A 12407-nucleotide genomic window follows, 5' to 3' on the forward strand; every position below is an offset into this window, starting at 1 on the left:
GCTCTAGAAGAACAATACCGTATTCTTAAACATCAATCCAAGGGTATTGATGTACGCTAAAGGATGATGGCTATTGTACTTCTTAACTATGCTTTCAACAGACTAGAGCTAGATATCCGCGACCTGACTTCTTTGTTTATATATTTTCACCACTTCCAGTTTAAATCAGTTAAAGCTCATCCTTAGTAAACCATAAAAAATCCCCCTCCAAATATAGTGTAGCCTTCACTCTCAAAGAGTAATTTCTTTACACTATATTTGATGGGGATAATACCAAGTTTTACTGTTTTTCTTGCATTACTTGAGCCACTTCAGTAAAGATTACGCCTAAACCATGTGCACCCGCGTCTGGATAACCAAGACTTCTTTCTCCAACTGTACCGGCGCGCCCCATACGTGCAACAATCTGTTCGGTTGATTTTGCTCCTTCAACAGCAGCTTCTGCTGCTTTGACAAGAGCATCTTTCAAATTTTCCCCTTCAACAGCACTTGATGTTAACGTATCTGCATAAGGTACTAAGGCATCAATTAAAGTCTTATCTCCCACAACAGCTCCACGTCCAAAAGAACGTTCTCCTGTTGCTTGAATTCCTTTTACAGACGCTTGGACCATTTCAGCAAATTCTGTTAAAGTCAGTTCGGTTTTAGATTCGGTGCTCTTTCCAGCCGCACGAAATGCTGATCCCCAAATAGGGCCCGATGCTCCACCACAGTACTCCATGATAACGATAGAACAAGCCTCTAAGAAGTTGCCAATATCATGTGATTTATTTTCTAGAATTTCGTGCCATTCAGCTTTCAACTGTTTGAACCCTTTAGCAACACTCATACCAAAGTCTCCGTCACCAGCATGGGAATCTAGTTCACAGAATGGTACTTCATTTCTAATAATACATTCACTCATTTGGTCAACCATAAAAATAATATTATTCAACGTCAGTCGATTTTCCGTTACTACGGAATATTCTTTGTTGGTTTGCACCTCATAAGACACTTTCGGGGCCTCCGCGGTACCAATGATTTCATCATAAGTAACAGCTGGTACTTCACCTTTGATTTTTAGCGCAGGAGTATCGCATTCTTCAGATAGAAGACTCTTTAAGTTCTCATCTAATTTCATAATTGAAATAGAAGCACCGGCCATATCGATGGCTGTCATATAGTTCCCGACAAACGTTCTTGCAATCGTTACGTTTCTACGTGAAAGTTCACGAATGACAGAATGATTTAATAAATACAGTTCTTGAAGAGGTGTGCTTCCAAATCCATTAATTAGGACAGCCACTTCTCCTTTTCCATCTTCTATCCCTATTTCTTTTAATAATGCCGTTACCATGCGCTCTGCAAGTTCGTCTGCTGAAATAATTTTTTCACGACAAATACCAGGTTCTCCATGAATACCAACACCAAACTCCATTTCATCTTCTGCAATCTCGAAAGTAGGAGTTCCTTTAGCAGGCACTGTGCAAGAAGTTAGTCCAAAGCCAATGCTTTTAACATTTGCAATAGCATTTTCTGCTGCCTCTTTCACTTTTGGTAGATCATAGCCGCGTTCTGCTGCTGCACCTGCTATTTTATGAACAAGAACAGTACCAGCTACTCCGCGTCTTCCAACTGTATATAAACTGTCCTGTACAGCAATATCATCATCTACTTTTACATAATCCACTTGAATGCCATCTTCTTCTGCAAGATAAGCAGCATTCTTGAAATTCATCATGTCACCACTGTAGTTCTTAATCACTAGTAAAGTTCCCTTATCGCTAGCTGTTTCTTTAATGGCTTGATAAATCTGTATTTGAGAAGGTGAAGCAAATACATCACCACAAACTGCTGCAGCTAACATACCCTTCCCAACATATCCAGCGTGAGCAGGTTCATGCCCACTTCCGCCCCCGCTAATTATACTTACTTTACTTTTATTAATTTGGTCTTTTTTAATGACTTTATATTTTTCAATTAAATTCAGTTCAGGATGTGCTAGAACCATCCCTTTACACATCTCAAGTACAACATCTTCCGGTTTATTAATAATTTTTTTCATTTTATATCAACCTCTTTTTATAATCGTTTCCAATTTGATCTGCTGCAAGAATAGCTGCAGCTACTGACTCTGGATTAACAGGGAATGGCATAGAATAAATCGATTCCTCTGGAATACAAGCTTTATTAGCTACTTCCATTAACTCTTCTTGTGTAATTTGTTCCACTCCAATATCAGCGAGACAAACTGGAAGTCCTACTGCTAAACAGAAATCTAACACTTCTTCTATTTCCTCAGTTGGCGCATTTTCCAATACCAATTGTGCTAATGTACCAAAAGCTACTTTTTCACCATGGAAGTAGTGGTGCGCACTTTCTAAAAGAGTAAGCCCATCATGAATCGCATGTGCTCCAGCTAATCCACCACTTTCAAACCCTAATCCTGATAATAAGATATTGGCTTCAATAATGTTTTCTAAGGCTGGAGTAACAACATTATGATCGCTTGCAGCTTTTGCCTTAACCCCGTCCTCTAACAGAGTGTTGTAGCAATGTTCTGCTAAAACTAACGCTGCATTTGTACCTTTTGCTGGTGCACATAAGTCCTCACGCACTCCACAAGGTAATCCAGCATTTACATTAGAGAAAGAACGTGCTGTTGCTCTTGCTTCGAAATAAGTGGATAATGCATCCCCCATACCAGATACTAAGAATCTAGTAGGTGCATTAGCGATGACTGTTGTATCAATTAATACAACACTTGGACTTTGCTTAAAGTATGCGTAATCATCAAAAGCACCCTCTGGTGTATAGATAACTGCGGAATGACTTGTAGGTGCATCCGTAGCAGCGATTGTTGGGACGATAATTAATCCCTCTCCCTCTGCTACACATTTTGCTGTATCAATTGCCTTACCACCACCTAAACCAATTGTACAATCACAGTTGTTTTCTTTTGCTATTTCCTGCAATCTAGAAATTTCTGGCCTTGAACATTCGCCATTGAATCCGCCTTCAAAAAATGTAATACCATATTTTTCTGCTGTTGCATCTAATTTGTCTTGTACACGTTTAATATCTTCAGGATGTGCTATTAAAAGTGCAGAGGTACCAAACGTTTTCACGAAATAACCTAAATTTAAAATCTCATCTTCACCTTGAATGTATTTTGAAGGACTAATAAATGCTTTTCTCATCAATAAAACCTCCTAATTAACTTTGTAATCCCTTACAATCGGAATTTTACTATCTTTTTTGTAAGATTACATTAGTCTTAAATGACGAGTTTTTACAACCTTTTATCGTATTTTTTTGCTATCTTCATTTAATATGGTATTATTATGACATTATTTCAAGTGAAAATACTGCTAAGTTCACGTTGGAAAGAGTTTACCTTTATCGCTGAACACTCTTTTATTTTACGAACTCAGGAATAAAATAAAGGTATTCTCAAATAGGTAATCCAAACTACCACACGGGAAGTAGAAGCAAGGGAGATAAAACATCATTGAAAACTACTTACATGAATTTAGATAAAATACTAGATTTAAAGAAATGGCGAAACCTTCAAGATTCGCTTGCGCTTGTTACAAAATTAGCGATTGTCACGGTTAATTATAAAGGAATGCCCATTTCTCAACACAGTGGTGTACGTCCATTTTGTGAGACTATGCGTAAAAATCCTGATACGGCAAAACTTTGTGAAAAGTGCGATGCACGGGGAGGACTAGAAGCAGTTAGAACCAATGCTCCTTATATCTATTTATGCCACTGGAATATTGTCGATATTGCCATTCCCATTATAATTGATGATAAATATGTAGGCGCTATCATGGCGGGAGAAGTGAAAATTAAGGATGGTGACAAACATCCTCCCTTGGAACAAATGCTTACTGTTCCATCAAAGGGATTTGAACAGAAGTTAAATAATAATGAGGAAATACAGCGTTTATATGATTCTATTCCTACTCTATCCTATACAGAAATTAACGAAGCTGCTCAAATGTTACATAGGCTTTGTAACTACATTGTAGAGGAAGCTATGAATAAAAACTTAATTTTAGAAGTATATGAAAAGATGGCTCCAGTAAAAGAGGACGTTTCTACTGAAGATATTTCTTACGGTTATTCTCTAGATAATATTCAAAATATAAAAAAGGAATTAGCCAACACAGTTACTAATGCTTACGTAAAAACATCTATTAACGATCACTTAGTATGTAAAAACAAAGTATTACAGCCAGCCTTTGACTACATTTATAAACATAAAAGAGAAAAAATATCTCAGCAAAAGATGGCTGATTTATGTCACATTAGCACAGGTTATTTCAGCCGTATATTTACCAAAGAAACGGGTATGAATTTTTCTGTTTTTATTTCGCTCAAAAAAATAGAATGGTCCAAGCAATTATTAGAAAAAACGGATTTGTCTATTGCACAGATTAGCGATGAATTGGGTTTTAACGATCCCGGGTATTACATCAAGACATTTAAAAAATATGAAAATATAACTCCTAACGTCTATCGGAAATATTATCAAGAAAAGCTGTAGAATTTTCAGTCCTGACGTAAGAAACATATAACTTTTCCATACTGATACTAGTATTCTAAAAAAGGGTGCTCTCAGTATGGAAAAGAAAAATCTCTTTTATCGGTCTAGATCCTAATTCCTTAACAGATTCACTTCCAATATTTTTAAGAGAAAATCTGTTTTTAGGGTTCAGTTCATCAGACACAGTGGTTTTTTTGTCTTTCCGCTATAAATCTCTATTCCGCATGCTTATAAACGTCCGGTCTCAAGTTTTTAAATATTGGGATGTTTTTTTGTTGTTCTGTAACTTTCTGTAGATGAATTTCTGCTGTTATGATTTCTTCTTGGCCTCTCCCCTCTTCTATAATGTTTCCATTTGGATCGATGACCATTGAATGTCCAGCGTATGTATTGCCAGCATGATTTTTATGCTTCACCTTCCCCACGCTGTTACATGCAATGACGTATACACCATTTTCTATAGCTCTTGCCTTCAACAGTGTTCTCCAATGGTCTATATTTCTGGTAGTCCATTGTGCAACGTAGAATATGATTTTTGCGCCTTGAGACGCTGGATAGCGTGTAATTTCTGGAAAACGTAAGTCGTAACATATAATTTGGCTAGCTTTAATAGCGTTAATCTCAAATACTTCCGGAACTTCATCTCCGCCCGTTAAATAATAATGTTCATCTAACATCGGCACAAGATGTACCTTATCTTTTTGATAGATTAGCTCCCCTGTTTTTGATACCGCAAAGGCTGTATTATAGATGTTGTTATGCCTTTTATTCGAAACTGAACCTGCAATGATATTCACTTGATGTTTAATTGCTAAACTTTGAATAAAAGGAAAAGCTCTCTTTAAATCGATATCTGCTTTTTCTGCTACATTTTTTAAATCATAACCCGTATTCCACATTTCCGGTATTACAACAACCTCAGTATCTATATCCAGCTTTTCTTCAAATAAGCACTCAATACGGTTTTCGTTTTGCTTAATTTCTCCTTCTATAATCTCCATTTGAAATAATTGTATTTTCATTTTTCTCCCTCTTATTCATATATAAATTTATAAATAGGATATAAATCACAGTTATATTTGACATCTTCGCCATGTGATGAAGAAATAGTAGAAGGTTTAATTTTGTCTATAATTCGTCCACTATTAATGTTTTCATCCATATCAACTGTGAACTTTCGAATCGGTGGATGTAAAGATTCAGCATTAGAAAAAAATAAGTCTCCAGTTAGCAGCACATTGTCACTTTTATGGTGGTATATCACATGTCCGGGCGTATGACCAGGTGTTAAATATACATCTAAAGGTAACGTTTTAATGATGTTATCACTTAGACTTTCAACTTGATGTTCCACGCCTGTTGTTTCTTTTTCTACCTTGTTTGGATAAGGCTTCTCACCATTGATAAACGGAATTTCAATTTCGTGGGCGTAAATAGGAATATTTAAATGGTTTTTTAAATACCTGGCACCATTAATGTGATCTAAATGGCCATGTGTCAGTAAGATACTGTTAGGGATGCCTAAAGATTTTGCTGCATTCAACTGTGCATACGCATAGTCTTCCATTCCAGTATCAATGATATAAACATCCTCACCATCCACTACGTACCATGTGCTAATCTTAACTGGAATACCAACGACGGTTTCATAAGTGAGCCTATAAATATGCTCGGAGATTTGAACGAATTCCAATTCATACACCTTCTTTTGATTTATTTGATATCATAAGTGTAGTTAGAAAAAATAGGAGTAACAAGAAGGCACAAATTTGTTACTACCGATTGAGGTGAGAAAATGGCAGACTTTAAAAGTGATCAATACGGTCCTTGTACGTTAACTGTAAAGCAAGCCTGTCCAATTGAATTAGCAATGCATATTATGGGCGGTAAATGGAAAGGCATTATTTTATCTTTATTATCAAAATCACCTATGTACTATAATGCAATGCGCCGTGAAATACCGGGTATTACTCAGCGCATCCTTACACTGCAGCTTAGAGATATGGAAAAAAACGGATTGATTGAAAGAGAAGAAACAAGCGATAACCCTAAAAGGGTTTTATATTATTTAACAGATCTTGGAGAAAGCTTTGTCCCGATACTTAAATCTTTAGAACAATGGGGGAATGCTTATATAAGCAAGCAGGAAGAAGGAATAAACGAGTCTCAATAATTCAGGTATTATCTTAACCATCCCAACATTGTTTATTATGGTTGGTTTATATATTTGGTTATCAATTATTTCATAACACGTCATAAAGGAGATTTTACACATGTCTAAAAAACACTTTATTTCTTATGCACAGGTAACTCTTGCCGCAGTCAAATGGCTGAAGGATGGGCAAAAAAATATCTAAGTAATGATGAATGGGATGTACACAGTGCAGGGTTAGAAGCTCATGGATTAAATCCTAACGCTGTAAAAGTAATGAAAGAAGCTGGTGTTGATATTTCAAACCAAACATCTGATATTATTGACCCTGAAATTTTAAATAATGCGGATTTGGTCGTTACATTATGCGGTCATGCAGCAGATCACTGCCCCGTAACACCTTCTCATGTGAAACGAGAGCACTGGGGATTTGATGATCCTGCAAAAGCAGAAGGAACAGATGAAGAGAAATGGGCGTTCTTTCAACGTGTACGTGATGAAATTGGTGAGCGTATTCAGCGTTTTGCCGAAACAGGTAAATAATTAATCAAGAAGCAGTCTATTTGTATAGACTGCTTTATTTCTTCCTAACAAGTAATTATTTATATTAAAATAAAAAGTATAACTAGCAGATAGTGCAGTAAATAATTTTCCAGCCTCAAACAGAATACCAGCAAGCAACTGGCTAAAGGATATCCTCTGAAAAGAAACTGTCATTAAAAAAGCCTAGGAAATATGATAGTAGAACTTTCTATTTCTTGCCCCTTCCATATCCATCGGTTCGCTGTATCTCTACTTTTATTTAGATATATATTATTATTAAGCTGATTATATTTATTTGAGTAATGAAGATTGGCGAGAAGCAAATTAGATTTTACTGAAACCATAATATTATTGTTGATAGTGTTATGAGTTGCATGATATTGCATCAGTAATTGACCACCATCCATGTTCATCGTATCATTTCCATATAAAATATTATGTTCAATAAGAGTATTTATCGTTCCTCCACGTTTTTTATCATAGCCTCCAATTGAAATTCCTGTAAAACGATTCTTATAAATCATATTCCGTATGACTTGAACATTTCTAGTTTGTTTACCATGGTGTTCACTTGCGATTTCTATTCCTAGATCGTTATGACTTGAAACGTTATTCTCAATAACAACATCTTTTCCTCCGTCTACGTAGATTCCGCCAGCGGAGTATTCATGTTTGTAAGCAGGGTTTGAATAACTGCTGACATTGTAAATATGGTTTTCACTAATAAGTCCTTCACGGGCTTGGTCATATTTCTCAATAGGAGCTACTTTCTCAAAGCCAATTACGTCAATCCCAATATTATTAACGTTTCGAATTATATTAGCATTGACCATAAAATCTTTAACATTCCCATTTAGAGTCAACGCTTCACTAAAACCTAAGGTTAGGTTTTCAAGTAGGTTTTCCGATATTTCAATGTTTTCTAATGAACGCGGCGCTTTAGAACCATAAAAAGCTATTCCATGAGCGTTTCCATTTTTATGTGCAGTCTTAATATCGAAAATATGATTATTAATGATTCGAAGGTTCTTTCCACTTCCCTCTACTAAAATACCACATGGTGTATTTTGTTGCTTAGAAGTAGAAAAATGACCTATATTCAAACCTTGAATTGTTATGTAGCTCTTATTTTTTATGCTAACTAGCCCTCCATCTATAGAACGGCTTTTTATTTTTTCTCCACTAATAAGGGGCTTTTCACTTTTATAGTTCCTAAAAATAATAGGCTCTTGTTTAGTACCTGAACGGCTAATAATTAATTGTTCGTAATAAATACCACCTCTGATGTAAACCGTAGTTCCGGGTTGAACTGCTGCACTTGCCTTTCTTAATGTTCTAAAAGGTTTGCTTTTAGTACCTAAGTTTTTGTCGTCCCCTGTAGGAGAAACGTAGATCTCATGATATATAGGTTCTACTGAAGGCTGATTAGCTGCCTCAGCCCTTTGGTTTATACAACACAGTAAAATAAGAAAAATACCAGCTGCTTTTTTCATAAGATACTCCTTAAAGTTAATGAATTTCACTTACAAGATCTTTAAATTATACTATGGCTCTTTTAATAAGTATGTAAAACATCGCATTATGTCTTGTTATTTTTTAAAACTACAGCAACTTTTACATTTAAAACGGAAAGTGCTAAAGTAATGCTAGAATATGGAGGTTTGAAAAATGAATAAGGAACTTAAGTTACGTCCTTTGGAAAGAGAAGATTTAAAATTTGTCCATGAACTCAATAATGATGCAAATATTATGTCTTATTGGTTTGAAGAGCCTTATGAAGCTTTTGTAGAGCTACAAGACTTATATGATAAACATATTCACGATCAAGGTGAGCGTCGTTTCATACTAGAAAAGGACGGGGATATGCTTGGATTAGTGGAATTGGTTGAAATTGATTATATTCATCGTAGAGCAGAGTTTCAAATTATCATTGACCCTACATATCAAGGTCATGGTTACGCCATGGTTGCCACAAACCTAGCAATGAATTATGCCTTTTCGGTATTGAATATGCATAAACTTTACTTAATTGTAGACAAGGAAAACGAAAAAGCAATTCATATCTATAAGAAGGTCGGTTTTTCTATTGAAGGTGAGTTAAAAGATGAATTTTTTGTCGATGGAAGCTATCATAACGCTATAAGAATGTGTATGTTTCAAAAAGAATATTTACAAACAAAAAATAAAAACTAAGGTTGAATTAGTATAAGCTTCCTGCTCATTAAAAAAGAAGAAAGAATGAGATTGGACTTCTGTTAATGAAAAGAGAAAAACTCCTGTTCAGACGCAACAGGAGTTTTTCTCTTTTTAAGCTGTAAATCATATACAAATTTCTATTCTGCATGCTTATAAACATCCGGTCTCGGGCCTTCAAATATTGGGATGTATTTTTGTTGCTCTGTATGCTTATCAGAGTAGTCAAAAACCGTAACTTTCGCATGTTGGGCTGCAAAGACTGGGCACTGCTGTCCTCCTCCTCTAGCAAGTCCCAATATTTTTGCTTTTTTAAATGGAATAAACCAGTTATGTGGAACAGGCTTACAAGGTGTTAAGTAGATATCAAAATGACCTTGAGTTGCATCTGCAAATTCTTGATGATTAATAGCTGATGACCATTCTCCTCCAGCTGAAGCCCATTCATCCCACATTTCGGAATTGATTTTTGTATAATGAGATTTTTGCGCCATAGTTAATCCCCCTTTACCTTTTTAAGTGCTTTGTTTAATTTTACCATGTCACCAGAAGAATAATTTAGATGTACTAATTAATTTGTTCTGTTTCAGATAATTAACCTGTACTAGAGAGATACTTAATAGATATTTTCAAAAATAAAAAACACCCTTTTGAAAAATCAAAAGGGTGTTTTTATCTTAAATATAAAAACTTGTATATAAATAAAGTACGAGTTTTATTTTAATGGCTTGTCTCGAAGCTTTCAGCCATCATAAGGTCATTTTTGTAGGCAGCCATTGCGAGTTCATATCGCACCTTTTGGCTCGCTTCAACAAAATCAGCTTCCTTCACAAGGCCCGATAATGAATATTGGTGACCTTTAAAACCTACGTTCAGTTCAGTAATTTGATTGAATCGAAAACTTTCTATAGGGATTCCATTCACATCTTTCAGCAAATATTGTCCATATTTCTCGTTACATGTTTGTGCTACCTGCTCCATTACTTTAAAGGCATCGTCCGGGTTTTGTCTATAGTTGAGAATAAGACTTTCATTTACCCGGCGTCTTCCTCGGGTTCCGTTCTGAAGTTCCGTAATGTTGCTATATGAGACGGTATAGAGGTAGCCGTCATACTGGCGAATCTTTAGGTAGCGCATAGTAATTTCTTCTATTTTCCCTTGACGGTTTCCGTTGAGAATAACATAATCTCCGTGGTGGATCTGGCGTTCAAACAAGTAAGTCAGTCCCATTATATAGTCACGGATGATATGCTGGAGGATTATTGCCAGGGCACTGGCCAACACTACCGAACTAGTGAGAATCTTTCCGAAGTCAAAGAAATGGCTAAGCACATAAATAAAGAAAAAAGCCAGCCCTAATACTCTTGTGACCTGATTAGAAAAGTGCATGAGCGTCTCTTCTCGTTTTTCATCTAAAAAGCTCGTTTTATCAAAGAAAAGCTTAATGAATTTGCGAATAAAATAAACGATAAGTACAATCAGCAGCCCTACCGTTAAAACCTTTACGGGAAACTGCTGGAAAAATTCAGTAAAAACCAACTTACCCACTCCTTATTTCTAACACTATACCAAAAGAATGTACGTAAAGACAAAAATCTTCTGTTCCTTACAAACCTTAATGATAATAGCACGGTTTCATCAAAAAAAGAAGCGGTATCTACGCTTCTTGAAGGTCTGTTATATTCGGCGATAGTCTTTCAAATTATCTTCTAGTTAAGAAGGCGTCTTAATAACTTTATGGATTAATTCTCATCACTTTTGTAGTTATCTTATTTTAATTTTGACAATTCTAAGGAGACTATTCTGTTACACTAAACTGGGCAAATAAATAGTGGACGTTCGTAAGCAAAAGTTGCCCTTTCTTTATTTAATTAGATATACTAAAAAGGCACTCTAATTTAATATTACTCTAAAAAGTGTAAGAAAACCGATATGAAGTAAAGGAGAAAAGACATGAACCAGCACACACAACCTTTAAACCCTATCGCCTTCCACCTTGGTCCACTTGAAGTTCATTGGTATGGAATTATCATAGGGATAGGAGCTTTCTTAGGCTTTTTGTTAGCCTCGAAAGAAGGAAAGAAACGAGGTATCTCTTCAGAAACCATCTCTGATTTACTTCTGCTAGCACTACCCATTGCTATCGTTACTGCTCGAATTTATTACGTGCTTTTTGAATGGAGTTATTATAAAGAACACCCGAGTGAAATTATCGCAATTTGGCATGGGGGCATAGCCATTCACGGTGGAATTATTGGATCTGTACTAACAGCCATATGGTTTTGCAAAAAAAAGAATCTTTCTTTTTGGAAAATGGCTGATGTTTTAGCTCCTAGCTTATTATTAGGCCAAGCTATTGGCCGGTGGGGAAACTTTATGAATCAAGAAGCACATGGCGGACCTGTTACACGTCAGTTTTTAGAAACTTTACATTTACCTGATTTTATTATTAACCAAATGCATATCCATGGAACTTATTATCATCCTACGTTCCTCTATGAATCACTTTGGAACATTATAGGTGTTCTTGTGCTAATTGTACTAAGAAAATCCTTATTAAAAAGAGGCGAAGTCTTTCTTACTTACCTACTATGGTATTCGATAGGAAGATTTTTTATAGAGGGATTGCGTACGGATAGCTTAATGCTAACTTCTCATATCAGAATAGCTCAGTTAGTTTCTTTCCTTTGCGTGCTAGGCAGTTTGATATTGCTATGGTATAGACGCAAAAAAGGTCTAGCAATTAGCATGGCTGCCTCTCTCTCATAAGAATATACATTTTCACTTCGTCTGTAGAATTAGTAGTCTATGGACAATGCTTTAAATATAAAAGCAGGTATTAAAGAATACAAACCAATAAAAGCAGCCACTTGATCTTCAGAGTCATTGAAAATCAGGTGGCTGCTTTTATTGATGCAATCATTACTATTATTAATTATAATTATGATTTATCTGTATTTTACTAATGATAAACTGTCTTTTATA

At 35.6% G+C, this 12407-nt stretch carries 11 protein-coding genes and 1 pseudogene; 5 read left to right on the top strand and 7 right to left on the bottom strand.

Translation table 11 applies throughout. From position 1 onward, the window contains the following. Window positions 1-280: 280 nt before the first annotated feature. Complete coding sequence (gene dhaK, locus SB717_RS00195) at window positions 281-2044, bottom strand: dihydroxyacetone kinase subunit DhaK (RefSeq protein WP_410902933.1); 1764 nt, start codon at window positions 2042-2044, stop codon at window positions 281-283. 1 nt (window position 2045) lies between these two features. Next, on the bottom strand, window positions 2046-3179 hold the full coding sequence (locus SB717_RS00200) for a glycerol dehydrogenase (RefSeq protein WP_014460629.1): 1134 nt from the start codon (window positions 3177-3179) through the stop codon (window positions 2046-2048). A 311-nt stretch (window positions 3180-3490) separates the two neighbouring features. Between SB717_RS00200 and SB717_RS00205 the strand changes: the two genes are divergently transcribed. Then, on the top strand, window positions 3491-4534 hold the full coding sequence (locus SB717_RS00205) for a PocR ligand-binding domain-containing protein (protein ID WP_410902934.1): 1044 nt from the start codon (window positions 3491-3493) through the stop codon (window positions 4532-4534). Window positions 4535-4749: 215 nt separating this feature from the next. Here SB717_RS00205 and SB717_RS00210 read toward each other — a convergent pair whose 3' ends face one another. After that, window positions 4750-5556 (bottom strand): carbon-nitrogen family hydrolase, encoded by an 807-nt coding sequence (locus SB717_RS00210; RefSeq protein ID WP_074682988.1) that lies wholly within the window; start codon window positions 5554-5556, stop codon window positions 4750-4752. A gap of 11 nt (window positions 5557-5567) precedes the next feature. Continuing rightward, entirely contained in the window at window positions 5568-6227 is a 660-nt protein-coding gene (locus SB717_RS00215; protein ID WP_074682989.1) for an MBL fold metallo-hydrolase, read from the bottom strand. Between the two features lie 102 nt (window positions 6228-6329). Between SB717_RS00215 and SB717_RS00220 the strand changes: the two genes are divergently transcribed. Next, entirely contained in the window at window positions 6330-6707 is a 378-nt protein-coding gene (locus SB717_RS00220; protein WP_264133440.1) for a winged helix-turn-helix transcriptional regulator, read from the top strand. 108 nt (window positions 6708-6815) lie between these two features. Continuing rightward, a pseudogene (arsC, locus tag SB717_RS00225) lies at window positions 6816-7229 on the top strand (arsenate reductase (thioredoxin)); the annotation flags it as partial. Between the two features lie 173 nt (window positions 7230-7402). Here arsC and SB717_RS00230 read toward each other — a convergent pair. Then, window positions 7403-8722 (bottom strand): DUF1565 domain-containing protein, encoded by a 1320-nt coding sequence (locus SB717_RS00230; protein ID WP_410902935.1) that lies wholly within the window; start codon window positions 8720-8722, stop codon window positions 7403-7405. A 175-nt stretch (window positions 8723-8897) separates the two neighbouring features. On the opposite strand from SB717_RS00230, the gene speG reads away from it, so the two are divergent. After that, complete coding sequence (gene speG / locus SB717_RS00235; RefSeq protein ID WP_013056444.1) at window positions 8898-9422, top strand: spermidine N1-acetyltransferase; 525 nt, start codon at window positions 8898-8900, stop codon at window positions 9420-9422. Between the two features lie 140 nt (window positions 9423-9562). Here the strand turns inward: speG and SB717_RS00240 are convergent, their stop codons facing one another. Together SB717_RS00240 and SB717_RS00245 are read right to left on the bottom strand one after the other, a co-directional pair. Continuing rightward, complete coding sequence (locus SB717_RS00240; protein ID WP_410902936.1) at window positions 9563-9916, bottom strand: hypothetical protein; 354 nt, start codon at window positions 9914-9916, stop codon at window positions 9563-9565. Between the two features lie 226 nt (window positions 9917-10142). After that, window positions 10143-10961, bottom strand: coding sequence for a mechanosensitive ion channel family protein (locus SB717_RS00245; RefSeq protein WP_074682993.1), 819 nt, complete (start codon window positions 10959-10961; stop codon window positions 10143-10145). 414 nt (window positions 10962-11375) lie between these two features. Here SB717_RS00245 and lgt point away from each other — a divergent pair, with 414 nt between their 5' ends. Then, on the top strand, window positions 11376-12191 hold the full coding sequence (gene lgt, locus SB717_RS00250; protein ID WP_410902937.1) for a prolipoprotein diacylglyceryl transferase: 816 nt from the start codon (window positions 11376-11378) through the stop codon (window positions 12189-12191). Window positions 12192-12407: the final 216 nt, after the last annotated feature.

The sequence above is a fragment of the Priestia sp. SIMBA_032 genome (assembly GCF_046535215.1).
Lineage (GTDB): Bacteria > Bacillota > Bacilli > Bacillales > Bacillaceae_H > Priestia > Priestia aryabhattai.

Excerpts from the sequence above, each read along its gene's own strand:
- lgt (WP_410902937.1), top strand. The coding sequence starts at position 11,376 with ATGAACCAGCACACACAACCTTTAAACCCTATCGCCTTCCACCTTGGT.
- speG (WP_013056444.1), top strand. The coding sequence starts at position 8,898 with ATGAATAAGGAACTTAAGTTACGTCCTTTGGAAAGAGAAGATTTAAAA.
- SB717_RS00200 (WP_014460629.1), bottom strand. The coding sequence starts at position 3,179 with ATGAGAAAAGCATTTATTAGTCCTTCAAAATACATTCAAGGTGAAGAT.
- SB717_RS00220 (WP_264133440.1), top strand. The coding sequence starts at position 6,330 with ATGGCAGACTTTAAAAGTGATCAATACGGTCCTTGTACGTTAACTGTA.
- SB717_RS00230 (WP_410902935.1), bottom strand. The coding sequence starts at position 8,722 with ATGAAAAAAGCAGCTGGTATTTTTCTTATTTTACTGTGTTGTATAAAC.
- dhaK (WP_410902933.1), bottom strand. The coding sequence starts at position 2,044 with ATGAAAAAAATTATTAATAAACCGGAAGATGTTGTACTTGAGATGTGT.
- SB717_RS00210 (WP_074682988.1), bottom strand. The coding sequence starts at position 5,556 with ATGAAAATACAATTATTTCAAATGGAGATTATAGAAGGAGAAATTAAG.
- SB717_RS00240 (WP_410902936.1), bottom strand. The coding sequence starts at position 9,916 with ATGGCGCAAAAATCTCATTATACAAAAATCAATTCCGAAATGTGGGAT.